We start from the raw sequence: 21882 nt of genomic DNA, 5'->3' as shown, positions 1-21882 counted from the left end.
GAAAGGAGGCGAGAAGAATGAATGCAACTACTGTACTGAAAAGAGTAGAACTACAGCGTGAAGATGCTGAAAAGGCTCAGTTGCTTAGAGGACTTGATGCACTTCTGCAGACTACTCCAGTTAATCGTAAGACAACTAGAAAGTACCTACAAAATGCAATCAATTATATCGAAAAAAATTAACCTTGAGAGGAGGGGAAATGCATGAAACTTAAAGGTTTAGGGATTGTTAGAAAGATAGATGAGCTTGGTCGTATTGTCATTCCTAAAGAAGTAAGAGACGTGAATGCTTGGGGACCAGGTACATCAATGGAAATGTTCAGCACAGAGGATGGCCTTGTTATTAAAAAGTATAAACGCGATGAAGAAAAGGCTTCGGTAGTTACTAACTTAAAAGCTGCACTTAATGGGGAGCAACTATTAAACTCCGAGGACCTCAGAAAAGCTATCGCATTTATTGAACAAAAATAGACCCGTTGCTGGAACAACGAGTCAAAAATCTAAATATCCAACACCATTGTAGCACACCTAGATCAGCGATGGAATAGGAGAGGGTTATGAAACACGGTAAACGGCCAAGTCTTAATCAGAAAATTATCATGAAGAATGTTGGTCTTAATCCTGAAAATTGGTTAGTCGTGAAAAACTTGCCGGACGAGTTGTGGATCGTTCACAGGGTATCTGGCAGACAAAAATCTATTAAATATTAAGTCTATCAATGTCACTTAATAAAGGAGAATCGCGATGATAAAAATTAACAAGCTTGAAATAGAAAATGTCAAACGTGTCAAAGCCGTTAAGATTGAGCCTTCAGCAAACGGCCTAACCATAGTTGGCGGTAAAAATAAACAAGGGAAAACAAGTGTCTTGGATTCTATTGCTTGGGCATTAGGTGGAAATAAGTATCGTCCTTCCCAGGCGACGCGAGAAGGATCTGTCGTTCCACCACATCTTCATTTAGTTCTTTCAAACGGGCTTATTGTGGAGCGCAAAGGAAAAAACTCAGATTTAAAAGTCATTGACCCGAATGGCGAGAAAGGAGGGCAACAACTACTGGATAGTTTCGTCAATGAATTGGCTATCGACTTACCAAAATTCATGGCATCCAGTAGCAAAGAAAAGGCGAATACTTTACTGCAAATTATCGGTGTAGGACACAAGCTTTTCGAACTTGAGCAAAAAGAAACGGAGATTTACAACAGCCGTCGAGCAATCGGACAAATTGCTGACCAAAAATCGAAGTTTGCCAAAGAGCAGCCGTATTATCCTGATGCACCGAAGGAGCCTATTTCTGCATCTGACTTAATTCAACAGCAACAAGCCATTCTCGCTCGCAACGGTGAGAATCAACGTAAACGTAACCAGTTAACGCAAATTCAACAACAATTTTCTGTTCAAACACAAGAAGTAGAACGCTTAACGAATCTACTTAACGAAGCTAAATCTAAACTCAAACAGTTATCTGCAGACTTAGAAATCGCTCAAAAAGATGCACTCGATCTGATGGATGAATCGACTGAAGAATTAGCACGCAACATTCAGCAAATCGATGAAATCAATCGTAAGGTTCGTGCAAATCTTGATAAAGATAAGGCTGAAACAGATGCCAATGAATACAGAATGCAATATGACCAACTCACAACTCAGATTGAAGCAGTTCGTAAGGAAAAGAGCGACCTATTGACCAATGCAGACTTACCGCTTGAAGGCTTAAGTGTGGATGATGGGGAACTCGTCTATGAAGGTCAGAAGTGGGATAACATGTCTGGTTCGGACCAACTAAAAGTATCAGCTGCTATCGTCCGAAAGTTAAAGCCTAATTGTGGTTTCATTCTACTGGATAAGCTTGAGCAAATGGATTTAGATAGTTTACAAGAATTTGGTCAATGGTTAGAGCAAGAAGGTCTGCAAGCAATCGCTACAAGAGTTTCTACTGGAGAAGAGTGCTCCATCATTATCGAAGATGGCTATGTAGCTGGACAAGCTGAAGAAGATCAACAAGCTCCGGTTCCAGTCCAGGAGCCAGTGGCATCAACTCCAACTTGGAAGGCAGGTGAATTTTAATGCAAGTAATTAGTGGGAAAATCGAAAAAGCTAAAAAGGTAGTTTTGTATGGTCCAGAGGGGATTGGAAAATCCTCTCTTGCAGCACAATTTCCGAATCCTATTTTCATAGATACAGAGGGTTCGACAACTGAGTTGGATGTTAACCGACTTCCGAAACCTAGTAGTTGGACGATGCTTCAGCAGCAAGTTGAATGGGTCAAACACCAAGGAGGTCTATATAAAACTCTCATCATTGATACAGTTGATTGGGCAGAAATGCTTTGTACTGAATTTGTTTGTGCCGAACACAATAAAAAGGGTGTAGAGGACTTTGGTTATGGCAATGGATACGTCTATGTGAAAGAGGAACTAGGACGTTTCCTTAATAAGCTAAGTGATCTGATTGAGGTAGGAATTAATGTCGTCCTCACTGCTCATTCTCAAATCGTTAAATTTGAGCAACCTGATGAAATGGGATCTTATGACCGCTATCAGCTGAAGCTCGGGAAAAAGACAAGCTCACAGACTGCTCCATTGGTTAAGGAATGGGCTGACATGGTTTTGTTCATTAACTACAAAACGTATAGCGTTGCGGTGGATGATAAAGCAAAAAACAAAAAGCATAAAGGACAAGGTGGCGTTCGTACTGTTTTCGCTACTCATCATCCTGCTTGGGACGCAAAAAACCGCCACGGTTTGCCAGATGAATTTCCATTAGACTATGGCCAGATTGCTCATATTTTTAACAACCAAGCACAAACGCAGCCAGTTGTACCGCCACAAACAACAACGCAAACTGCACCTGTGCAAGAGCAACCAGTTTCACAATCCATTGCACCACCGCCACAGGAACCAGTGACGCAACCAGTAACGAATAATGCTACTTCCTTGGATCCATCGATTCCACAGTCACTGAGGGATTTAATGTCTCAAAATGGTGTGTCTGAGGAAGAGATTCAAGTCGTGGTCAGTCAAAAAGGCTATTATCCGATGGGAACACCTATTGCGAATTACGACCCAGGCTTTGTAAATGGCGTATTGGTTGGTGCGTGGGTGCAAGTATTTGGTATGGTTCAAGACTTTAGAAAAAACTTACCGTTTAACTAATTAATTACTGGAGGGATTCATGATGACAACAGAAAGAGAATTAGGTTGGGATGACGAGATAGAAAAGGACGGTAGTGACTTTATATTACTGCCTGAAGGTGATTACTTCTTTACAGTTACGAAATTTGAACGCGCAAGATTTCAAGGCAGTGCAAAGATGCCAGCTTGTAATCAAGCGAAGCTAGAATTAGCAGTTCACACACAAGAACACGGAGACGTAGTGATTTTCCATAACTTATTCTTGCACACGAAAACAGAAGGATTGCTCTCCGCATTTTTCTCAGCTATTGGGCAAAAGAAAAAAGGCGAAAAGTTACGCATGAACTGGAATGCAGTCATTGGCTCCAAAGGGAAATTGAAGTTAGAAATCAATAAGTTTACAGGTAATGATGGAACAGAACGCACTAATAATCAGGTGAAAAAATTCTATCCGTATGAGGAAGCGTTCCCTCAAGGTCAACAACAGGGATATCAGCCACCAGTGCAACAACAGCCAACATATCAACAGCAACAACCAGTTCAGCAACAAACGCCTTTTCCGACAGGAACGCAACAAGGTGGAGGATTCACACCAGGACAATTTTAGGAGGTAAGCTATGAAACTTCGAGACTACCAACAAGAAGCTCGTGTATCGATTCAAAACGAGTGGGAAAAAGGGATTCAGAAGACATTGCTTGTCCTTCCAACTGGATGCGGTAAAACGATTGTATTCTCCAAAGTGATTGAGGATAGAGTCATAAAGGGCGAGAGAGTTCTCGTCCTTGCCCACCGGGGCGAATTATTGGATCAAGCAGCTGACAAATTAGGCAAAAGCACAGGGTTAAAATGCGCGACTGAAAAAGCAGAACAAACTTCTATCGGTAGTTGGTTCCGCGTAGTCGTGGGAAGTGTTCAAACGATGATGCGAGAAAAGAGATTGGAACGCTTCGATAAGAATTTCTTCGATACGATTATTATCGATGAGGCTCATCATTGTTTGTCCGACAGTTATCAGAGAGTATTAAGCTATTTTGAAAATGCAAACGTGCTGGGTGTAACGGCTACACCAGACCGTGGAGATATGCGGAATTTGGGCTCGTTTTTTGAGTCATTAGCATACGAATATACATTACCAAAAGCTATTAAAGCAGGATACTTAAGCCCAATTAAAGCTTTGACTATTCCCTTAAAATTGGATTTATCCACAGTTAGTCAACAGGCAGGGGATTTTAAAGCAAGTGAAATTGGGACAGCCTTGGATCCTTATTTAGAATCCATCGCAGATGAAATGGTAAGAACAGCAAAGGATCGTAAAATTGTTGTCTTTCTTCCGTTAGTAAAGACAAGTCAAAAGTTCACTGAGATTCTTAATCGAAAAGGCTTCCGAGCAGCAGAAGTCAACGGGGATTCAAAAGACCGCGCTGAGATTTTGGAAGATTTCGAGAATGATAAATACAACGTGCTTTGCAACTCTATGCTTTTAACAGAAGGTTGGGATTGTCCAAGTGTCGATTGCGTCGTAGTGTTACGGCCGACAAAAGTACGTTCTTTATACTCGCAGATGGTTGGGCGTGGTACCCGACTTCATCCTGGTAAAACTGAATTATTGTTACTAGATTTTCTCTGGCATACTGATCGTCACGAATTATGTCATCCAGCTCACTTAATTGCAGAGAATGAAGAAGTAGCCAAAGTGATGACCCAACAAATTGAAGCTGCAGGTGTTCCACTAGATTTGGAAGCTGTCGAGAAAACAGCTGCTGAAGATGTTGTTGCTCAACGTGAAGAAGCACTCGCAAAGCAATTAGCTGAAATGAAGAAACGCAAACGTAGGCTAGTGGATCCGTTGCAATTTGAAATGAGCATCCAAGCTGAAGACTTAGCTAGTTATGTTCCTTCATTTGGATGGGAAATGGGGCCGCCAAGTGAAAAACAAGTGGCTACTCTAGAAAAGCTTGGGATTCTTCCAGACGAGATTGATAACGCAGGGAAAGCGACAAAACTACTCGAGCGTTTAGAAAATCGTAGAGAACAAGGGTTAACGACTCCTAAACAAATCCGTTTTCTTGAACAACGAGGGTTCGAGCATGTCGGTACCTGGTCTTTCGATAATGCTAAAAAGCTAATCGATCGCATTGCGGCCAATGGTTGGAGAACGCCAGAAGGGATTGTTCCTAGTGAGTATCGTGGGGAGTAATCTAACTAAATCATTGAAAAACTGGCATTGTGATTCATGCCATAGAGATATTGAAGTAACTGAAGATTATGAACCAGAGTTATGTTGTAGTGGTTATGAATGTGGGTGTTACGGAAAACCAATCAATCCTGTATTTTGTGATTCGTGCGAACAGCAAATATTCGGGAAACCAATAGATTAAATTACTCGAGGTGAAGTAATGGGAATTTTATATGATTCTGTTAAAAATGCAAGTCTTCACCAAGAAATGAAGCGAAATATGATTATTGAAAGACTGGAAGCACTCAAAGTTACTCAAAATCAATTCAAAGAATCTATTTACACACTTGATTACGAGGAACTTAAGACACTTTTAGTCCTTTCTGAGATGCGACAGGTTGATATAGATCATCCAAGCCATAAATGGTTTAGATGATGGAGGAAGCTGGTGAATCGTTTGGAGACAAAACTAGATTTAATTACTTTACTAGATTACATTGATCCTTCCTTTTTGGATTACCAAGAATGGCTCAATGTCGGAATGGCATTGAAGCATGAAGGTTATACAGCAAGTGACTGGGATGAGTGGAGCAGAAGAGATGTTCAAAGATATCGTCCTGGTGAATGCTTTAAGAAATGGACTTCTTTCGAAGGTAGTGGCATCACTGGTGCAACTATTACGCAGATGGCCAAAGACAACGGCTGGACTTCTCCCCGTAGCCAAGAGTCCCATGAGCTCGACTGGAACGATGAGATTAGCGTGGACGAGGATTATCGAATTATCGATAAGAACTGGATTGAAGGGAAGGAAATCATTGAGCCTTCCAATTGGAATCCAGTACGCGAAATCACTCGTTACTTAGAAACACTTTTTCAATCGACCGAGCATGTTGGCTATGTCACTGAGACCTATCAGTTAGTTGATGATAAGACAGGAGACACTATCTATAAGCCGACATCAGGAGCTTACGATCGTACAGCTGGTCAATTAATTGAAGCTTTGAATAAGTGTGATGGAGATATCGGCTCAGTCCTGGGCGATTACAAAGAGGAAGCAGGCGCATGGATTCGATTCAATCCTTTAGATGGGAAAGGCGTCAAAAATGACAATGTTTCCGAGTATCGTTATGCCTTAGTCGAATCCGACAACATGGAAATTGAAAAGCAAAATGCCATTCTTCGTGAATTGGAATTGCCTATCGCGATCCTCGTTCATAGTGGCAAAAGAAGTCTTCATGCCATCGTTCGAGTAGATGCAGCTAACTACGATGAGTATAGAAAGCGCGTTGATTACTTATATAACATCTGTAAGAAGAACGGTCTGAACGTAGATAACCAAAACAGAAATCCGTCTCGATTAAGTCGCTTGCCTGGTATCGTTCGAAATGGCAAAAAGCAGTTCATCATTGATACGAACATCGGTAAAACCGATTGGGATGAATGGCATGAGTGGATTGAGGATCTAAATGATGATCTTCCGGACATGGAAAGTCTAGAGGATTTCTACGACAACCTTCCTGATATGGCACCGCCTTTAATAGAAGGAATCCTTAGACAAGGCCATAAAATGTTGATGGCTGGTCCTTCGAAGGCCGGTAAATCTTTCGCATTAATTGAGTTGGCTATTGGAATTGCTGAAGGCGCTAAGTGGTTAGGTTGGCAATGTACGCAAGGTCATGTTTTATACGTCAACTTAGAGTTGGATAGAGCCAGTGCGCTTCATCGTTTCAAAGATGTTTATGCAGCACTCGGACTTCAACCGAATAACATCAAGAATATTGATATCTGGAATCTGAGAGGGAAGTCCGTTCCAATGGACAAGCTCGCTCCTAAGTTAATCCGACGAGCTCATAAAAAGGGGTACATCGCCGTTATTATCGACCCAATTTACAAGGTCCTCACAGGGGACGAAAACAGCGCGGACCAGATGGCCCACTTTACGAATCAGTTCGATAAGATTGCCACAGAATTAGGCTCTAGTGTCATCTACTGTCACCATCACTCGAAAGGTACACAAGGAAATAAGAAGTCGATGGACCGTGCTTCTGGTTCCGGAGTATTCGCCCGTGACCCTGACGCATTAATCGACTTAGTAGAGTTAGAGATTACTGAGGATTTGATTAAGCAGCAAGAGGGTGCAATCGCTTCTAGTATTTATGCTAACGCAATCAAACAAGTTAACTATGACTACTTCGATGAGCATGTGGGCATCGATGATCAACAGAGCATTTCCCAAATGAATACGCATGCTAAGCGAGTTTTAACACCTGACATTCTTCAGCAAGTAGAAGACGAGATTAATAGAGCTATTCAGAGTGTGCGTATCCGTTCTGCATGGCGCGTTGAAGGAACATTACGTGAGTATCCGAAGTTTGCGCCAGTTAACATGTGGTTCCAGTATCCTGTTCACAGAGTCGATGATGTGGGAGTTTTAACGGATATCAAGCCAGAAGGGGAAAATCCACCGTGGAAAAAGAACTTTGAAAAAAAGAAAAAGAGCCCTGCAGAAATCAAGAAAGAGCAAAACGATTCTCTCGAAACAGCCTTTGAAGCCTGCACAATCGACGGGAAAGTAACGCTAGATTCTCTTGCCGAATACATGGGCAAAACAGACAGAACGGTTCGAAACCGCATTAAAAATCATGGTGGTTTTTGGATTGTGAATGGAGAAGTTGGAAGAGTACCAGAAAAACAGTGAAGTGAAATTCTCGATAGTGAAACATTTCATTTCGCATTTCAAATCGTGAAATTCTCGAGGTTTTTCATTTCTTCATTTTGTGAAATTCTCGGTAAATTTCATTTCATTTCAAATCGTGAAATTCTCGATATTTCTCGAAGATTTCAGAGTGAAATGAAACGGTATATATAAATATATAACATTTCCGTTTCACTCCCTGTCCGTCATAGAGAAAAAAGTGGTGGGCTTACGCTCTGCCCGCCACACACTTTTCTCTTTTCCATGACAAAGCAAAATTTCAATAAGCCAAGAAAAAGTAAAAGTAAAAAAATGTAAAACGGAAGTAGGTTGAAAAATGAGAGACCTAATAATCAAAATTGAAGGTTGGGCCGTTAAAAGAAATTTGCACATGGCTGATCCATCGAAGCAGACTTTAAAGCTAGGTGAAGAATTTGGGGAACTATGCGAGGGTCTTGCAAAAGGGAAACCAGAACAAGTGAAGGACTCTATCGGAGATATGGTGGTGGTCCTAACAATTTTATCTATGCAGCTAGGGACGTCATTAGAAGAATGTGCCGAAGGTGCCTACGACGAAATCAAGAATCGAAAAGGTAAAACGATTAATGGCATGTTCGTGAAAGAGGCTGATTTGGAATGAGTTATCCTGAGCATTTACATGAAATTATTGCCGTCGACACTGGTGAAGATATTTACGAGGATTACAACAATCCGGTTACGATTGAGTTTTTCATGCCTATGAAACCACCGACGGTGACCCATCAGCAAAAGAAGGTACATATTACGACTGGGAAACCAGTCTTTTATGAACCGACAGAATTAAAGGTAGCTCGTGCAAAATTGGTGGGTCATTTAGCGCAGCACGTTCCAGAGAAGAAAATCACAAAGACAGTCAGGCTCATTACGAAATGGTGTTTTCCCATTACGGGTAAGCACGAAGATGGAGAATATAAGTACACCAAGCCAGATACAGACAATCTTCAAAAAATGCTAAAAGACTGCCTAACGGATTGTGGTTACTGGAAAGACGATGCTTTGGTTGCATCAGAAATCATTGAGAAGTTTTGGGCTCAGGTACCAGGTATTTATATCCGAATCGAGGAGATTTGATGGACTATAAAGCGTTTTATGCAGAAGTAGCAGAGTGGATTATGCAAGCGAATCAAGTGGCTACGACTTACGGAATGAACAGTGATCCTTTTTGGAAATGGGTTATGGATTCAACGGCTGCCATTTGTGAAAAATACGAAAATAACAAACTCGTAAAAAATCAAATGGTGATGTTGTTCTTCTGGTTAGAAGATTTCTACATGGAAGGACTGAAGCAAAATGTCTGACGAAGAAAGACAGTCAATTATGGCGCAGCTGGCACTTATTCAAGGTGTAAATCCTTCAGTGTTTGAAAGATACTCTGATGAGCAGCTGCAAGCTGAAATGAAAAAATTGTATGGGGAGGATGAAACGTTATGAACAAAACTTTCGAATTTGAATTCGTCCATAAAGATTTATACGGAGTTGCTATCGATGTAGTAAAGAAGTTTGTTGCTAAGGAACTGACTCGACCGATTTTAACTTATGCGTTACATGATAAAAATGGGGACATTCTTGCGACAAATTCACACAAGGCAATTCACATCAAGGATATTCATGGATTCAAAGAACAATGTCTGGTTAATCCGAAAACTCACATGCTTGCTAGAGGTGATTTTCCAGACCTTTATAAGGTAATCGGCAGTGATAAACATAAAAAAGCCATAACTTTAAATAAAGAGCAGCTGAAACTATGGCTACAAATCTTTAAATCTATTAATAATACTCTCAAAATGATGAAAAGTGGCACTAGGAATAAAGCAGTGAAAATGATTCTTTCTGATGATTCTGTGGCAATAGAGGTCACTGTTGATGATGAAAATAGCTTTAAAACTGTTTTGCCAACCACAGAGTTAATTAAGCCTGAGTTCGATAAGATTACATTCTCAGCAGAAATTATGAGGGACGCTTTAGAAGCTCATTTCAAATTAAACTCTGAACAGCTTAACATTTATTTTAATGGACAAATGCGACCAATTATTTTGAACGATGATGTTCAAGTCAAAACAGTAGTTTTACCGTTGCGAGTTTATTAAATACAAGAGTAAAGGAATTTCCTAAGGAGGGTGAGTAAAGTGAAAAAGCTAGATTGGAAAACACTTGATATTAAACCGCATCATATACTGGTCGCTTTTACTACAGAACCAGATTACGAAATGAGCCGGTATATTTTGTTAAAGAAAGATTATGACACTTATATAGTTTTAGAAGGTCATCATTGTAGCTGTTACGATTTTGACGAAACAGAATGGGAAGCTATTGAATACTCACGAGATGAAATAGGGAAATTAGCAACTGCTACTTACTATGGTGAATCTGAATTTTGGAAGCAAGTAGCCCTTCAAATTTAAAGGAGTGAGCTGCATGCGAAAAGCACCTCGAAACCCAAATAAACGTCCGTGTGTGGCTAGAAATATTACTTTTGCTATTGAGAAAGAGAACAGGGATTTGTTACGTGTTCTCTCTAAAAAGAGGTGAAATGAATTGGCTCGGGTGTCTACGAGTTACAAATCAAAATATGATTATCCTCGTGTGTCAGGTGAGTTTAAATGTACTGGGTGCAAACGGACGAATAGTTTACCTGCTAATTACTGTGGTGATTGTGGCAAGGAACTAGAAGAGGCTCAAAAGAAAGGTCTGAAAAAATATGAGTGAATCATTCAGATATTACAAGGTTGTGGAAACTGATGGAATGGATGCTGCACAGCTTCAGAAGGTTCTGAACGATGCAACTGATGGCTTTCCAGAAATGCAAATTGACCATGTGATTGGTACTAAAATCATTCTAGGTTTTGAATCTATGCTTAATGCACAAGGGAGAGCTCAGGCAAGGGCAGAAGAATTAAAGAAACAAAGGCTTGCAAAAGAGCTTGCGAAAGGTCTCTTTAATATCGGGATGATAGCTCCTACTTTAGGAAGTTCACGTTAGGAGGGGAAAGTTTGGAAGTTAAAACTTATCCGGAAATGGATGCAAAGATAAAAGATATTCTTCGTATTGGCGGTTCCCGTAGTGGCTTGTATGCAGCTCAACGGATTGAGGATTTAGAGAAGGAAGTTGAACGGCTAAGAATTGTCGAACAGGCCTATGAAGCTCTAAAAACAGCAATATAGTTTTTTACTACAAAAGTGGGTGAATAGCGTGAAACTTAGTGAGAAGGATTTAGAAGTGATTTCAAAGGCGACCGCCCAGGTAGTGATTGAGCACTTCGAAAATCAGAGTAAAAGGCTTGAAAAAATAAAACACGATCGTCGCTTACGTAATATTAAATTACTCCTAAGCAATTATCGAGGCTTAGTCTTGCATTGTGATGAGATTGTCGAGGAACTCTCTGATTTCGAATCGATGTCCATTCAAGATTTAGACGTCAGTACTATTAGTCTGGAGTCGATTGAATCGATAAAGAAAAGCAAACAGAAATCCTTGGCTATGGTCTGGTTTATCCGTAGTAAAATGGACGCGTATAAGAACAGCTGCACACAGGATGATTTAAGATATTTTAGGGTTCTCGAAAAAAAATATCTCACACCTATAAAGTGGAGCATCAAGCAAATTGCAGAAAGTGAAAACATTGATAAGACTACGGTATATCGATATTTGGATAAGGTAATAGCTGATTTACCTGTCGTATTTTTCGGTGTGGATGCTATTCATTTTGAGTAATTCTGCGACAAAACTGCAACCAAAGTGCCACTATTAATGTGCTAGAATGATAGTGTGAAAAAATTATCAGTTGCGGAAACAGCTGATACTGAAAAAATAATAGAAACCAGGAAAAGCGCTTATCTGTTACGGATAGGTGCTTTTTTTGTCAAAAGTTATAGAAGGAAAATATCTCCTTTTGTCGAATTTGTTGTATAAAGGGAGAGTGTTTATGAGAAAAGTAGTCTTTGTTTTAGTTGTATTATTTTTTATTTTACTTACAGTTGGTATAGTTACCATGTATATTACGTCTGAAGAAGCAATTGCATCTGGAATTATTTCAGGGGCAATATCAGGCATAGGAGCTATAATAGGTGGATCATTAACATTAATCGGTGTTATGTGGACGATTAAAAGGCAAGAAAAGGTGGAACGATTAAACAAACTGCCAAGTGACATAATAAATTCATGGAAAATACAAAAACAATTCGCCTTTCCTTTTGCTCTTTATCATGAACTACCAGAAGATCCTTATAAAAAGAATGTAGAAATTATAGAAGAATTCTATAATGATAACGAAGAATGGGTTACGGAATTGTCAGCTCAAATTAGTGCTGAAGTTTACAATTTGGTAAATTCCTTTTTTACCCACATTTCAGATTTTTCTTCCTTTGAGGGAAGAAACGAACTTGATAAATGGTTTGAAAAAGCTTTTCAGTATCAAGATAAACTTGGGAAAATAATTGATTCGTATGAAAAAGATTATGAACAACTAAGATAGTAAAGCATTCCTTCGGGAGTGCTTTTTTTATTACATAAATTTGGAGGTGAGGTCGTTGGCTAAGGGTAAGTACCTGGATTGGATTTCTGATGAAGGGATTTTAAAAATTGAGGGCTGGGCGCGTGATGGCCTCACCGATGAACAGATTGCTAAAAATATGGGAGTCAGACGAGAAACACTTTACGCCTGGATAAAAAAGTTTCCTAACATTTCTAACGCCTTAAAAAGAGGCAAGGAAGTTGTTGACCGTGAAGTTGAAAATGCTTTACTAAAACGAGCTTTAGGTTATACGTATGATGAAGTTACCGTAGAAAAATCTAGCGATGGTATTAAACGAAAAGTCGTAAAAAAAGAAGTCGTTCCAGACGTGACAGCTCAAATATTCTGGCTTAAGAATCGTAAGCCTGATGTATGGCGTGATAAGAAAGAGACTGAGCTTTCTGGTGGCTTAGAAGTTTCGAACCCTTACGAAGGGCTCACAACCGAGGAACTTCGAAAGCTAGCAAGAAGTGAGAAGCATGAATAACGTACAGCTGGGGGCAAAGATAGAGCTCGCAAAAAGAGACTTTTTTGAATACTGCCATCTAAAGTCCCCTGATTTTTATAAATACAACCGCAAGTATTTGATTGAGGTTGCAGACGACCTTCAGGCGTTCTCAGCGTCTGACGACGACGTTCTGATTTTCAATATGCCTCCTCGTCATGGCAAGTCCAGGACAGCAGGTAATTTTGTTGAGTGGCTACTAGGGAATGATCCTCAGCTAGCGATTATGACAGGCTCTTACAACGAGACACTTTCAACCACTTTCTCTAAGTCAGTGAGGAACACGATTCAAGAGATAAAGGCTGATCCGAATAAGGCTGTTTACAGTGACGTTTTTCCAGGCATCACGATTAAACGGGGAGATGGGGCCATGAATTTATGGTCCTTAAGTGACAGCCATTTTAGTTATTTAGCAACGTCCCCTACTGGAACCGCAACAGGTTTCGGAGCTGACTATATCATCATTGATGACTTGATCAAAAACTCCCAAGAAGCCTACAACGTGAACACACTTAACGGTCATTGGGATTGGTTTTCGAATACGATGCTTTCTCGTTTGGAAAGTGGAGGTAAGATTATTCTCATCATGACGAGGTGGCACTCCTTAGACCTTGCTGGAAGGGCTCTAAAAGAATTGCCTGAGCTTGGATACAAAGTGAAGCATGTGAACTTGAAAGCTTTGCAAGACAATGGCAGCATGCTTTGTGATGAAGTTTTAAGCCGTAAAGAATATGACCGAAAGACCAAGACAATGGGTGAAGATATCGCTTCTGCTAACTATCAGCAGGAGCCTATTGACGTTAAAGGGAAGCTTTACCCATCTTTCAAGACTTACACAGAGCTTCCAACATTCAGACGTATCGCTTCATACACGGATACAGCTGACCAGGGCTCCGATTACCTGGCATCTTACATTTACGGTGAGACTTTTGACGGTGAGGCTTACATATTGGACATTATTTACACCAAAGATGGCATGGAAGTTACTGAGCCATTGCTTGCTAAGAAGCTCTACGAGAACAAGGTTAATCTTGTTTGGATAGAGTCCAACAATGGTGGTCGAGGGTATGCCCGCAGCGTAGAACGAATCCTGAAGGAGAAATACAACTCCAATAAGACTAAGGTCAACTGGTTCCACCAGAGCAAAAACAAGATTGCTAGAATCTTGTCTAATGCCACTTGGGTAATGGAACATGTTTATTTTCCAGAGGGTTGGCGTAACAAGTGGCCAGAATTATATTCGGCTCTGACGACGTACCAAAAAGAAGGGAAGAATGCCCACGATGATGCCCAGGATGCTTTGACAGGTATTTCGGAGAAGATGGGCGCTAGTGTTCAAGTCAAAACATTCAAAGGAGGGTTATAGATGGCCGTTTTTATTTTCCCAGCAGAAGAAGAGATCACACCAGAAGTGGTCAACGAATTTATAAAAAAGCACCAGGCAGAATTGCCACGATATCAGCGTTTAAAAAATCTATATGAAAGCCAGGCGCCGATTTTAAGCCAGGACGATAAGGCAGAATATAAGCCTGATAATCGCCTGGTCGTAAATTTTGCCAAGTACATTACGGACACCTTTAATGGCTACTTTATCGGGATTCCGAGAAAAGTTTCACACGATGATGAGGGTGTGAATCAGCGAGTGGATGAGTTTCAAACTCGAAATGACATGGCTGATAATGAGGCAGAACTTAGCAAGATTATGTCTATTTATGGTCATGGATTCGAAATCCTTTATCAGAATGAGGAGTCGGAAACATGCTGTACGTACAACTCACCTTTGGATATGTTTATTGTTTATGATGATACGATTGCTCAAAGGCCTTTATTTGCTGTTAGGTACCAAAAGACAGACGATGGCATAAAAGGGCAGCTCTATCAAACTGATAATATAGTGGCTATTTTAGAAGGGAAAGATGGGCTGATTTTCTCGGAGAGTGAAGCAAATTATTACGGTGATGTTCCTGTTATTGAATACATCGAAAACGAGGAAAGACAGTCAATTTTTGAATCTGTTGAAACTTTGGTTAATGCTTTCGATAAATCTATTTCGGAAAAGGCAAATGATGTAGATTATTTTGCTGATGCCTACCTTGCCATTCTTGGCGCTGAATTAGACGAAGAAGGTATTCCAAGAATCCGTGACAATCGGATTATTAATTTATTCGGTACGGACGATGCGAGTAAACTTGTAGTTAAATTCTTGGATAAACCCGATGGAGACGCCACGCAAGAACATCTACTTGATCGTCTCGAAAGGCTCATATATCAGATTAGCATGGTTGCGAATATTAATGATGAGTCATTCGGAAGTGCTACGGGGGTTGCACTTGAATTCAAGTTGCAGCCTATGAAAAATCTCGCAGCTATGAAAGAGCGAAAGTTTACTTCTGGAACAAACCGACGTTTCAAAATGGTATTCAACTTGCCTACCAATATGGAAGCCAGCAAGAAGGACGAGTGGCGTAACTTGAACTATAAATACACTCGGAACATTCCTCGGAACGTTGCGGATGAGGCTACGACAGCTAAGAACCTTCAGGGCGTTGTTTCGAAAGAGACTCAGCTTTCTGTTCTTTCCATCGTGGATAATCCGAAGCAAGAGATTGATAGAATCGCAGCTGAAAAAGAAGCAGCTGCTGGTCCTGATTTTGTTACTGGTGATGAGTAATGGCCAAGGAAAAGGTTAAGAAGAAAAAAGAAGAATTCACCTACTGGGAACAACGTATGGATCAGCTGTTCAAATCCCAGGACAAAAAGAATGCGAAGCTTGATAAGAGCATGCGTAAAGAGTATCTACGTGTGGAAGAGCAGCTAAAAAAAGAGATTGCTAGTTATTACGGAAAATACGGCAAAGATGGAGTCATCGAGTACCGTAAGCTAGTGCAGTCTCTCACTGAGAAGGAACGAGATTTACTTTACCAGGACTATGACGAATTTGCCCGTAGGAATCCGAAGTACAAGTACCTTATGCCTGTTCGTGAGTCCATTTACAAGCTTAATAGACTCGAAGGACTTCAACTTAACATCCGGATGAAGTTGGTTGAGCTCGGTACCTTCGAAGAAGAGGGCATGCAAAAACTTCTTCAGGAAGCATACGAGAGTGGGTACCTTTCAACGATGGAAAGCTTGCCGAACGCTCCTACTTTTTTCTCCGTTAACAGTACGGCCATGCAACTGACACTCTCTGACAAGTGGATAAAGGGAAAGAATTTTTCTGATCGCATTTGGGGCAACAAAGAGAGACTCATCAACCTTTTAAATACGGAGATTCGAGACGCTGTGATTCGAGGAGATGACTACAAGCAGATGTCTAATGCTCTTCGTCACCGTTTCGGAGTTGGTGAGTATGAATCCAGAAGGCTAGTCGTAACAGAAAGTGCCTTTGTTCTGAATCAGTCCAATAAACAGGCTTTCATGGACGCTGGCATTAAACGTTATGAGATTACGGCTGTATTGGATAGCCGAACAAGCCCAACCTGCAGAAATATGGACGGGGAAAAATTCAGTTTTGAAGATGCGAAGGTGAGTATTAACTATCCACCTTTTCATGCTTTTTGCAGATCCACAGTAGTTCCAATTGAAAATGATTAGAGGTGACTGTTTTGAACGTTATTTGTGACGAATGCCAAAAAGAGTATGAAATCGAAATGAAAATTGAGCAGATAGACGGCATCGAAAAGAACTATTTCACTTGCCCAAACTGTAACAAAGAGTACATCGCCTTTTGCACGAATCAGAGCGTAAGAGTGAAACAAGCAGAAATGAAAATGCTCTATCGAAAATTAAATGGTGCCAGAACAAAAAGCCAGTTTCGTAGCATTCAAGACAAATTGGACAAGCTTGAAAAAACTATCAAGGCTGAAATGGAGATTCTTAAAAAGTCTCTTAACAAGGAGGGCTAACATGGTTCCGAATAAAGTTAATATTGCTGGTATTGAATACATGGTGAATCAGGTTGAGGGGTTAGCTGAAGAGCAAGAAGTACAAGGACAAGTTTTTTACCACAAAGGTCTCATTAAAATTGACGCTAATATGACCGAGGATAAAAAAGAACAAACCTTTGTTCATGAAATGTTTCACGCAATCATGGAAGAAGCAGGGTTTCAAGAACAGGAGGAAGAAACTGTAAGCCGATTATCGAACGTCTTGTATCAGGTTTTGAAAGATAACTCTTTTGCTTTTGGAAAGGAGCCAGGAGAATGTCTGTAAAAAACTTAGTATCAAATGATGTAGCGTGGGCATTAGAAGAAATCAATAGCCTATACAGAGACGGAAAGCTTAAAGGGTTCACGATTCAAGCTATGCAGCAAGATGGCGAGTTTATCACTGGCTCCTGTGGTGACATATCCTTTTTAGAAAAGTTAGGCATGATTGAATGTGCAAAAAATGACATTTTCTTAAGTGTAAATGAATAATCTTTTGTCTTTAGCCAATAGACGCTATAAACAGGGCTAAAAAAATATGAATCGTGCACGGGTATTCTAGTAATCTATAGGATTCGCCATTATTAAGTCGTGAATGGGCTATTAAGCGTGTTTGGGACTTTTTTTAATGCCTTGAAATAGAGTCGAAAATACGTGTGTGGGATAGGAGGAACCAATAATGACTTTAAATGTTTTTGACCAGGCTAACCGTTTGAAAAACCTTGAGGCTGTGAAGAAGTTACCGAGATTTGATTTACAGTTCTTTGCTGATCCCGATCCGGATCCTAATCCAGATCCAAACCCGAATCCAGACCCACCAAAGAAAGTAGAGCTGACCGAAGAGGAGCTACAAAAGAAAATTGAGGCGGAGGCAGACCGAAAACTTGCTAGCGCTCTTGCAAAGAAGGAAAAAGAGTGGGAAGCAAAGGTTGAGGCCGAGAAGAAAGAGGCGGAGCGCCTTGCTAAGCTATCCGAAAAGGAACGCAAGGACGCAGAGTTGAAGAAACGTGAAGATGACCTTGCAAAACGTATAGCTGAGTTGGATCGCAAAGAGCTAAAGGCTGACGCTATTACTGTCCTTGGGAAAGAAAGTCTACCTGTTGAATTTGCTGATTTCCTTTTAGCAGAGAACGCAGAAAAGACTTTGGAGAATATCAACAGTTTCAAAAAGACGTTTGATGAGGCGGTAGCTGCAAAAGTGAAGGAAGCATTAGCCGGTAAACCTCCGAAGGTAAACACGAATCCTGGTGGTACTTTAACCAAGGATGAAATCATGAAAGAAAAGGATCCATTGAAGCGTCAAAAATTAATCAGTGAGAACATGCATTTGTTCGAGAAAAAATAGGAGGAATTTATTCATGAAAACTAATAAAAAAGCATTACCTTTACGTTTTGATTTACAGTTTTTTGCTGAAACCAATCTAACTAAAACGGGAGATTTTGCGAAAGCGCAAGCCATCGACTTTGTAGAGCGTTTTGGCTCTAACCTTTCAAAATTAATTGAGGCTCTTGGGGTTACTCGTAAAATGCCACTCACAAACGGTATGACGATTAAAACCTACAAATCTACTGTAACAATGGCAGCTGATGCAGCCGTAGCAGAGGGAGAAGTTATCCCACTTTCTAAGGTACAAACAGAAGTTGATAAAACTATTGAATTGACATTTAAGAAGTTTCGTAAGGCTGCTTCTGTGGAGTCTATTCAAAAGCATGGTTATGACCAAGCGATCGTTGAATCAGACGAAAAGTTACTCCGTGAAATTCAAAAAGGCGTTCGTACTGACTTTTTTGGATTCTTGGCTACTGGAACTGGAGTTGCAAGCGCTGAAAATTTACAAGGTGCCTTTGCAAAAGCTTGGGGTCAGATTCAAGTCCTATTTGAAGATGACGCGGCTCAAACGGTTGTTTTCGTTAACCCACTTGATATTGCTGATCATCTAGCGAAAGCTGAAATTACTGTTCAAACTTCATTTGGCTTACAATACATTCAGAATTTCTTAGGCGCTGATGTAGTCATCATTAACACTTCCGTTCCACAAGGTACTGTTTATGCAACTGCTCCAGAAAACATCGTACTTGCTTATGTGGAAATCGGTGGTGGAGAAATTGGTAAAGCTTTCGATTTCACAACTGAGGAGTTGGGCTTAATCGGTGTTACTCACGATATCCAGAAACAAAACCTAACCGCTGAAACTATCGCTCTGTCTGGTGTGAAGTTATTCGCAGAACGTCTTGACGGAGTAGTGAAAGTTTCTATAGTACCAGCTGTTTAATAAATGATTTTTAGAGAGGAATGGTTGTAATGCCTTATCAAGTAGTTAAATCGTTTTTTGATTTAAAGGATAATAAGCGCCTTTGCGAAGTAGGCGAAGCTTACCCGCGTGAAGGATTAGAGGTCGACGAAGCTCGTTTTACTGAGCTTTCTACGCTTAGCAATCCACGAAGAGAAATCTTCATCGAGAAAATTGAAAGTGAAGAGGAACCAGGCATCGATGGTGAAGGCGGAGAAGAATTCCCTAAACCTACTGGTGGCGGTTGGTTCTTATTAAGCAACGGTGAAAAGGTACAGGGAGAAGACAAAGCTTTAGCAGCTGAAGAAGCCCTTAAGGGTGAGTAATATGGCTGTTAAAGAAAGGGTTTTAATTCGAAAGCCCGAAATTAGTACGGCTCTTCTGGATGAGTTGGTGAAGACTGCTTCTGACCGAATTAATATTCGAATAGGAGAGTCTTCACTTCCAGTTGAGCTTGAATCTGTGGCAGTTGAAGTCGTTTGTGCGATGTGGAATAAATCGCAAGCCAATAACGAGGGAATCAAGTCTGAGAATGTGGATACCTTTAGCGTGACTTTTGTGGACGATCTTTTGAAAGAATATCAGCCTGATTTTGATGGCTATTTAGCTACAAAAGCGAAACAGGAAAATGCTAATAGAGGGAAGTTGAGATTCCTATGAGATTTTTCCCACTCCTTTTATTTGCGATCCGAAAAATTGGAAGCGACCCATTAAATAATCCGATCTATGAGCTTGAACAGATTGGAGAGTCCGAGGGTCGCTTTTCTAGTTGGACGAATAAAGAGCTTTCTGCAGATAGCATTAACCTTGCTTCTGACAAAAGAGCCGTGACGGTTGAAAATCGAAAAATCATCACAAAAGCTCTACGTTCAGAATTAAGCCTTGCTGAAAAGGTTAAGTTCGACGGAAAGTACCACAGCATCACAGAAATAAAAGGTGATGACACTTCGCGTTGGCGAATTCTAGTAGTCAATCGATATGGAAGTGAGCGAATTGAGGATTGAGTTTGAAGGAACTGAAAGGCTAGCTAGAAAGCTACTCGAAAAAAGCACAACAGATTTCCAAGAAGTCTCGGAAAAAAATATTCGAGATATTTACACACGATCACAGCGCGCAGGTGGGACGCCAGTAGCCTCAAACGAATTAAGGATGTCTGCTCAATATCGGGGGGATGAATTTGGGTATCTCAAACATTATGCTCCTCACGTTGAGTTTGGACATCGTTTAGTAAACGGTGGGTACGTTCCTGGTCAGTATTATTTGAAAAACAATGTCGACACCCAGCGTCCCATCTATAAGCAAGATTTAAAAGACAAGATGAAGGAGTAGTTAAAGTGCTACAAAAATTATCTTTTATCGCTGTTTTAGCAGCTGTCATAAATAAGATTGAGACGAACACTGGTTTGAAGTGTTATGATGCTGTGCCTGCCAATGAGGAAATGCCTTACTACCATGCTGAAATGATGGGTACTATTCCCGAAAAAAGTAAGACGATGCAAAAAGATAGGTACCAGGTGATTATCCATGTGCATGCTGAAGGTGGCGGATCCGTTAAGGTATTCGAAGCTATTCAGAAGCTTGAAGAGGCATTAACTGAGGACATTGTGCTTCCAGATGATTACGAGGTTACTCTTCAGGTACCAACTGGGGTTTCTCAAATCTTGGATGAAGCAGACGGCACGAAACACGCTGTTATTGGTTATGATTTTGTCGTGTTCTCAGGCTATAAAATGAAAATTTAGGAGGGCTATAAATGAGCCAAGCTTTACTTACAGAACTTACTGGCAAATTGAATAAAGCCATCGCGGGGAAAGATATTTTACTTTCTTTATGGGACGTGACGGGTAATACGCTGATTGCTATTGCAGGTCAGCAAGGTCTTACGATTAACCGTGATAAAGACACAATTGAGGTTACCTCAAAAGATACACAAGGCGGCTGGAAAGAGAATGTAGTCGGTATGAAAGAATGGTCCATCGATAATGATGGTGTTTACGTGCGTGACCATGACTCTCATAAACTATTAGCTACTCTTTTTGACGGTGACGATCCTGTTTTAATCAAAGTCACTAATCAGAAGACACAAACGGATATGTTCGGTGGCCTGGCGCTTCTAACCTCTTACCCGATTGAAGCTCCCTATGATGATGCAGTGACCTACTCTATCAGCTTGACTGGTACCGGAGCTTTAGTTGATTTAGAAGACGCACCTATTCCGCCTGTAGCTTAAAAAATAAATAGAAAAAGTAGGAGTGGACAGTAAATGTTTACCGTAAATGACACAGTATACACGTTGAAATTTAACACTCAGAAGGTGAAGGTCATTGAGACTGTTACCAAGCAAAGTATTGTAGGCGAAGTAACGAAGAACAATGGCATTATGCCTTATCAGACACTTGAATCACTCTTTTCATTTGGGTTAGTAGACGCGAAGACAAACACACCTGTGAAGCAGAGTGAAGCTACAGCGATGTTTGATAAGGTTGTCCAGGAGAATGGATTAATCACAACGAACATGGCGATTGTTGAAAAACTACAAGAAGACTTGGGGTTTATGTTCCGTTAGAGCTGGTCGAAAGTGACCTGCCTAACGACTACACTCCTACCC

At 40.6% G+C, this 21882-nt stretch carries 36 protein-coding genes; all 36 read left to right on the top strand.

Going from position 1 to position 21882, the window contains the following annotated elements:
- Nucleotides 1–17: 17 nt before the first annotated feature.
- Complete coding sequence (locus tag FA727_RS24120; protein ID WP_158318902.1) at nucleotides 18–182, top strand: hypothetical protein; 165 nt, start codon at nucleotides 18–20, stop codon at nucleotides 180–182.
- A 21-nt stretch (nucleotides 183–203) separates the two neighbouring features.
- On the top strand, nucleotides 204–470 hold the full coding sequence (locus tag FA727_RS16405; RefSeq protein ID WP_136832658.1) for an AbrB/MazE/SpoVT family DNA-binding domain-containing protein: 267 nt from the start codon (nucleotides 204–206) through the stop codon (nucleotides 468–470).
- 86 nt (nucleotides 471–556) lie between these two features.
- Nucleotides 557–709, top strand: a complete 153-nt coding sequence (locus FA727_RS25450; RefSeq protein ID WP_438646631.1) for a DUF6906 family protein — start codon at nucleotides 557–559, stop codon at nucleotides 707–709.
- 34 nt (nucleotides 710–743) lie between these two features.
- Entirely contained in the window at nucleotides 744–2063 is a 1320-nt protein-coding gene (locus tag FA727_RS16400) for an AAA family ATPase (RefSeq protein WP_136832657.1), read from the top strand.
- Nucleotides 2063–3151, top strand: a complete 1089-nt coding sequence (locus FA727_RS16395; RefSeq protein ID WP_136832656.1) for an ATP-binding protein — start codon at nucleotides 2063–2065, stop codon at nucleotides 3149–3151. The genes FA727_RS16400 and FA727_RS16395 overlap by 1 nt, the downstream gene beginning before the upstream one ends.
- A 22-nt stretch (nucleotides 3152–3173) precedes the next feature.
- Nucleotides 3174–3737 carry a hypothetical protein gene (locus tag FA727_RS16390; protein WP_136832655.1) on the top strand — a complete coding sequence of 188 codons (564 nt, stop codon included), beginning with the start codon at nucleotides 3174–3176 and terminating at the stop codon, nucleotides 3735–3737.
- Nucleotides 3738–3747: 10 nt separating this feature from the next.
- A complete protein-coding gene (locus FA727_RS16385) occupies nucleotides 3748–5328 on the top strand; it encodes a DEAD/DEAH box helicase (RefSeq protein WP_136832654.1) in 1581 nt (526 codons plus the stop codon).
- A gap of 199 nt (nucleotides 5329–5527) precedes the next feature.
- The gene (locus FA727_RS16380; protein ID WP_136832653.1) at nucleotides 5528–5743 is read left to right on the top strand and encodes a hypothetical protein; all 216 of its coding nucleotides are present in this window, start codon (nucleotides 5528–5530) and stop codon (nucleotides 5741–5743) included.
- Between the two features lie 12 nt (nucleotides 5744–5755).
- Nucleotides 5756–8005, top strand: a complete 2250-nt coding sequence (locus FA727_RS16375; RefSeq protein ID WP_246041937.1) for an AAA family ATPase — start codon at nucleotides 5756–5758, stop codon at nucleotides 8003–8005.
- A 334-nt stretch (nucleotides 8006–8339) separates the two neighbouring features.
- The gene (locus FA727_RS16370) at nucleotides 8340–8642 is read left to right on the top strand and encodes a MazG-like family protein (RefSeq protein WP_136832652.1); all 303 of its coding nucleotides are present in this window, start codon (nucleotides 8340–8342) and stop codon (nucleotides 8640–8642) included.
- The gene (locus FA727_RS16365; RefSeq protein ID WP_136832651.1) at nucleotides 8639–9112 is read left to right on the top strand and encodes a RusA family crossover junction endodeoxyribonuclease; all 474 of its coding nucleotides are present in this window, start codon (nucleotides 8639–8641) and stop codon (nucleotides 9110–9112) included. Before FA727_RS16370 ends, FA727_RS16365 begins: the two co-directional genes overlap by 4 nt.
- Nucleotides 9112–9339 carry a hypothetical protein gene (locus FA727_RS16360; protein WP_136832650.1) on the top strand — a complete coding sequence of 76 codons (228 nt, stop codon included), beginning with the start codon at nucleotides 9112–9114 and terminating at the stop codon, nucleotides 9337–9339. Before FA727_RS16365 ends, FA727_RS16360 begins: the two co-directional genes overlap by 1 nt.
- A complete protein-coding gene (locus FA727_RS24115) occupies nucleotides 9332–9472 on the top strand; it encodes a hypothetical protein (protein ID WP_158318901.1) in 141 nt (46 codons plus the stop codon). Before FA727_RS16360 ends, FA727_RS24115 begins: the two co-directional genes overlap by 8 nt.
- A complete protein-coding gene (locus tag FA727_RS16355) occupies nucleotides 9469–10128 on the top strand; it encodes a hypothetical protein (protein ID WP_136832649.1) in 660 nt (219 codons plus the stop codon). Before FA727_RS24115 ends, FA727_RS16355 begins: the two co-directional genes overlap by 4 nt.
- A gap of 30 nt (nucleotides 10129–10158) precedes the next feature.
- Entirely contained in the window at nucleotides 10159–10443 is a 285-nt protein-coding gene (locus tag FA727_RS16350) for a hypothetical protein (RefSeq protein WP_158318900.1), read from the top strand.
- A 142-nt stretch (nucleotides 10444–10585) separates the two neighbouring features.
- Nucleotides 10586–10747: a hypothetical protein gene (locus FA727_RS24110; RefSeq protein WP_158318899.1), complete on the top strand. Its 162-nt coding sequence runs from the start codon at nucleotides 10586–10588 to the stop codon at nucleotides 10745–10747.
- Nucleotides 10740–11021 (top strand): hypothetical protein, encoded by a 282-nt coding sequence (locus FA727_RS16345; RefSeq protein ID WP_136832647.1) that lies wholly within the window; start codon nucleotides 10740–10742, stop codon nucleotides 11019–11021. The genes FA727_RS24110 and FA727_RS16345 overlap by 8 nt, the downstream gene beginning before the upstream one ends.
- A gap of 11 nt (nucleotides 11022–11032) precedes the next feature.
- Nucleotides 11033–11203, top strand: coding sequence for a hypothetical protein (locus FA727_RS24105; protein ID WP_158318898.1), 171 nt, complete (start codon nucleotides 11033–11035; stop codon nucleotides 11201–11203).
- Between the two features lie 28 nt (nucleotides 11204–11231).
- Nucleotides 11232–11753, top strand: coding sequence for a hypothetical protein (locus tag FA727_RS16340; protein ID WP_136832646.1), 522 nt, complete (start codon nucleotides 11232–11234; stop codon nucleotides 11751–11753).
- A 211-nt stretch (nucleotides 11754–11964) separates the two neighbouring features.
- Complete coding sequence (locus FA727_RS16335) at nucleotides 11965–12513, top strand: hypothetical protein (RefSeq protein WP_136832645.1); 549 nt, start codon at nucleotides 11965–11967, stop codon at nucleotides 12511–12513.
- Between the two features lie 55 nt (nucleotides 12514–12568).
- Nucleotides 12569–13039: a transposase gene (locus FA727_RS16330; RefSeq protein WP_136832644.1), complete on the top strand. Its 471-nt coding sequence runs from the start codon at nucleotides 12569–12571 to the stop codon at nucleotides 13037–13039.
- A 163-nt stretch (nucleotides 13040–13202) separates the two neighbouring features.
- Nucleotides 13203–14423, top strand: coding sequence for a phage terminase large subunit (gene terL / locus FA727_RS16325; RefSeq protein WP_246041936.1), 1221 nt, complete (start codon nucleotides 13203–13205; stop codon nucleotides 14421–14423).
- Nucleotides 14424–15728 (top strand): phage portal protein, encoded by a 1305-nt coding sequence (locus FA727_RS16320; RefSeq protein ID WP_136832642.1) that lies wholly within the window; start codon nucleotides 14424–14426, stop codon nucleotides 15726–15728. It abuts the gene before it with no gap.
- Complete coding sequence (locus FA727_RS16315) at nucleotides 15728–16651, top strand: minor capsid protein (RefSeq protein WP_136832640.1); 924 nt, start codon at nucleotides 15728–15730, stop codon at nucleotides 16649–16651. The genes FA727_RS16320 and FA727_RS16315 overlap by 1 nt, the downstream gene beginning before the upstream one ends.
- An 11-nt stretch (nucleotides 16652–16662) precedes the next feature.
- On the top strand, nucleotides 16663–16962 hold the full coding sequence (locus FA727_RS16310; protein ID WP_136832638.1) for a hypothetical protein: 300 nt from the start codon (nucleotides 16663–16665) through the stop codon (nucleotides 16960–16962).
- Nucleotide 16963: 1 nt separating this feature from the next.
- Nucleotides 16964–17269: an ImmA/IrrE family metallo-endopeptidase gene (locus FA727_RS16305; protein WP_136832636.1), complete on the top strand. Its 306-nt coding sequence runs from the start codon at nucleotides 16964–16966 to the stop codon at nucleotides 17267–17269.
- A complete protein-coding gene (locus FA727_RS16300) occupies nucleotides 17260–17475 on the top strand; it encodes a hypothetical protein (protein WP_136832634.1) in 216 nt (71 codons plus the stop codon). The genes FA727_RS16305 and FA727_RS16300 overlap by 10 nt, the downstream gene beginning before the upstream one ends.
- Before the next feature lie 187 nt (nucleotides 17476–17662).
- Nucleotides 17663–18328, top strand: a complete 666-nt coding sequence (locus FA727_RS16295) for a DUF4355 domain-containing protein (protein ID WP_136832632.1) — start codon at nucleotides 17663–17665, stop codon at nucleotides 18326–18328.
- Nucleotides 18329–18341: 13 nt separating this feature from the next.
- Nucleotides 18342–19256 carry a hypothetical protein gene (locus FA727_RS16290; RefSeq protein ID WP_136832630.1) on the top strand — a complete coding sequence of 305 codons (915 nt, stop codon included), beginning with the start codon at nucleotides 18342–18344 and terminating at the stop codon, nucleotides 19254–19256.
- A 29-nt stretch (nucleotides 19257–19285) separates the two neighbouring features.
- A complete protein-coding gene (locus tag FA727_RS16285) occupies nucleotides 19286–19600 on the top strand; it encodes a hypothetical protein (RefSeq protein WP_136832629.1) in 315 nt (104 codons plus the stop codon).
- Nucleotide 19601: 1 nt separating this feature from the next.
- Nucleotides 19602–19934 (top strand): phage head-tail connector protein, encoded by a 333-nt coding sequence (locus tag FA727_RS16280; RefSeq protein ID WP_136832627.1) that lies wholly within the window; start codon nucleotides 19602–19604, stop codon nucleotides 19932–19934.
- Nucleotides 19931–20278 (top strand): hypothetical protein, encoded by a 348-nt coding sequence (locus FA727_RS16275; RefSeq protein ID WP_136832625.1) that lies wholly within the window; start codon nucleotides 19931–19933, stop codon nucleotides 20276–20278. Before FA727_RS16280 ends, FA727_RS16275 begins: the two co-directional genes overlap by 4 nt.
- On the top strand, nucleotides 20268–20603 hold the full coding sequence (locus FA727_RS16270; RefSeq protein ID WP_136832623.1) for an HK97 gp10 family phage protein: 336 nt from the start codon (nucleotides 20268–20270) through the stop codon (nucleotides 20601–20603). The genes FA727_RS16275 and FA727_RS16270 overlap by 11 nt, the downstream gene beginning before the upstream one ends.
- 5 nt (nucleotides 20604–20608) lie before the next feature.
- Nucleotides 20609–21016, top strand: a complete 408-nt coding sequence (gene gp17 / locus FA727_RS16265) for a tail completion protein gp17 (RefSeq protein WP_136832621.1) — start codon at nucleotides 20609–20611, stop codon at nucleotides 21014–21016.
- Nucleotides 21017–21027: 11 nt separating this feature from the next.
- Nucleotides 21028–21504 (top strand): phage major tail protein, TP901-1 family, encoded by a 477-nt coding sequence (locus FA727_RS16260; RefSeq protein WP_136832619.1) that lies wholly within the window; start codon nucleotides 21028–21030, stop codon nucleotides 21502–21504.
- A gap of 33 nt (nucleotides 21505–21537) precedes the next feature.
- Complete coding sequence (locus tag FA727_RS16255; RefSeq protein WP_136832616.1) at nucleotides 21538–21840, top strand: segregation and condensation protein B; 303 nt, start codon at nucleotides 21538–21540, stop codon at nucleotides 21838–21840.
- Nucleotides 21841–21882: the final 42 nt, after the last annotated feature.

The organism is Robertmurraya kyonggiensis (assembly GCF_005116465.1).
Lineage (GTDB): Bacteria > Bacillota > Bacilli > Bacillales > Cytobacillaceae > Robertmurraya > Robertmurraya kyonggiensis.
Note: the sequence above shows the minus strand (reverse complement) of the source record. Positions and strands in the feature narration are given on the sequence as shown.

Bases quoted from the DNA above. Each gene is read 5' to 3' on its own strand.
- FA727_RS24120 (WP_158318902.1), top strand. From the start codon at position 18: ATGAATGCAACTACTGTACTGAAAAGAGTAGAACTACAGCGTGAAGAT.
- FA727_RS16405 (WP_136832658.1), top strand. From the start codon at position 204: ATGAAACTTAAAGGTTTAGGGATTGTTAGAAAGATAGATGAGCTTGGT.
- FA727_RS25450 (WP_438646631.1), top strand. From the start codon at position 557: ATGAAACACGGTAAACGGCCAAGTCTTAATCAGAAAATTATCATGAAG.
- FA727_RS16400 (WP_136832657.1), top strand. From the start codon at position 744: ATGATAAAAATTAACAAGCTTGAAATAGAAAATGTCAAACGTGTCAAA.
- FA727_RS16395 (WP_136832656.1), top strand. From the start codon at position 2,063: ATGCAAGTAATTAGTGGGAAAATCGAAAAAGCTAAAAAGGTAGTTTTG.
- FA727_RS16390 (WP_136832655.1), top strand. From the start codon at position 3,174: ATGACAACAGAAAGAGAATTAGGTTGGGATGACGAGATAGAAAAGGAC.
- FA727_RS16385 (WP_136832654.1), top strand. From the start codon at position 3,748: ATGAAACTTCGAGACTACCAACAAGAAGCTCGTGTATCGATTCAAAAC.
- FA727_RS16380 (WP_136832653.1), top strand. From the start codon at position 5,528: ATGGGAATTTTATATGATTCTGTTAAAAATGCAAGTCTTCACCAAGAA.
- FA727_RS16370 (WP_136832652.1), top strand. From the start codon at position 8,340: ATGAGAGACCTAATAATCAAAATTGAAGGTTGGGCCGTTAAAAGAAAT.
- FA727_RS16365 (WP_136832651.1), top strand. From the start codon at position 8,639: ATGAGTTATCCTGAGCATTTACATGAAATTATTGCCGTCGACACTGGT.
- FA727_RS16360 (WP_136832650.1), top strand. From the start codon at position 9,112: ATGGACTATAAAGCGTTTTATGCAGAAGTAGCAGAGTGGATTATGCAA.
- FA727_RS24115 (WP_158318901.1), top strand. From the start codon at position 9,332: ATGTCTGACGAAGAAAGACAGTCAATTATGGCGCAGCTGGCACTTATT.
- FA727_RS16355 (WP_136832649.1), top strand. From the start codon at position 9,469: ATGAACAAAACTTTCGAATTTGAATTCGTCCATAAAGATTTATACGGA.
- FA727_RS16345 (WP_136832647.1), top strand. From the start codon at position 10,740: ATGAGTGAATCATTCAGATATTACAAGGTTGTGGAAACTGATGGAATG.
- FA727_RS16335 (WP_136832645.1), top strand. From the start codon at position 11,965: ATGAGAAAAGTAGTCTTTGTTTTAGTTGTATTATTTTTTATTTTACTT.
- terL (WP_246041936.1), top strand. From the start codon at position 13,203: ATGCCTCCTCGTCATGGCAAGTCCAGGACAGCAGGTAATTTTGTTGAG.
- FA727_RS16320 (WP_136832642.1), top strand. From the start codon at position 14,424: ATGGCCGTTTTTATTTTCCCAGCAGAAGAAGAGATCACACCAGAAGTG.
- FA727_RS16315 (WP_136832640.1), top strand. From the start codon at position 15,728: ATGGCCAAGGAAAAGGTTAAGAAGAAAAAAGAAGAATTCACCTACTGG.
- FA727_RS16305 (WP_136832636.1), top strand. From the start codon at position 16,964: ATGGTTCCGAATAAAGTTAATATTGCTGGTATTGAATACATGGTGAAT.
- FA727_RS16300 (WP_136832634.1), top strand. From the start codon at position 17,260: ATGTCTGTAAAAAACTTAGTATCAAATGATGTAGCGTGGGCATTAGAA.
- FA727_RS16295 (WP_136832632.1), top strand. From the start codon at position 17,663: ATGACTTTAAATGTTTTTGACCAGGCTAACCGTTTGAAAAACCTTGAG.
- FA727_RS16290 (WP_136832630.1), top strand. From the start codon at position 18,342: ATGAAAACTAATAAAAAAGCATTACCTTTACGTTTTGATTTACAGTTT.
- FA727_RS16285 (WP_136832629.1), top strand. From the start codon at position 19,286: ATGCCTTATCAAGTAGTTAAATCGTTTTTTGATTTAAAGGATAATAAG.
- FA727_RS16280 (WP_136832627.1), top strand. From the start codon at position 19,602: ATGGCTGTTAAAGAAAGGGTTTTAATTCGAAAGCCCGAAATTAGTACG.
- FA727_RS16275 (WP_136832625.1), top strand. From the start codon at position 19,931: ATGAGATTTTTCCCACTCCTTTTATTTGCGATCCGAAAAATTGGAAGC.
- FA727_RS16260 (WP_136832619.1), top strand. From the start codon at position 21,028: ATGAGCCAAGCTTTACTTACAGAACTTACTGGCAAATTGAATAAAGCC.
- FA727_RS16255 (WP_136832616.1), top strand. From the start codon at position 21,538: ATGTTTACCGTAAATGACACAGTATACACGTTGAAATTTAACACTCAG.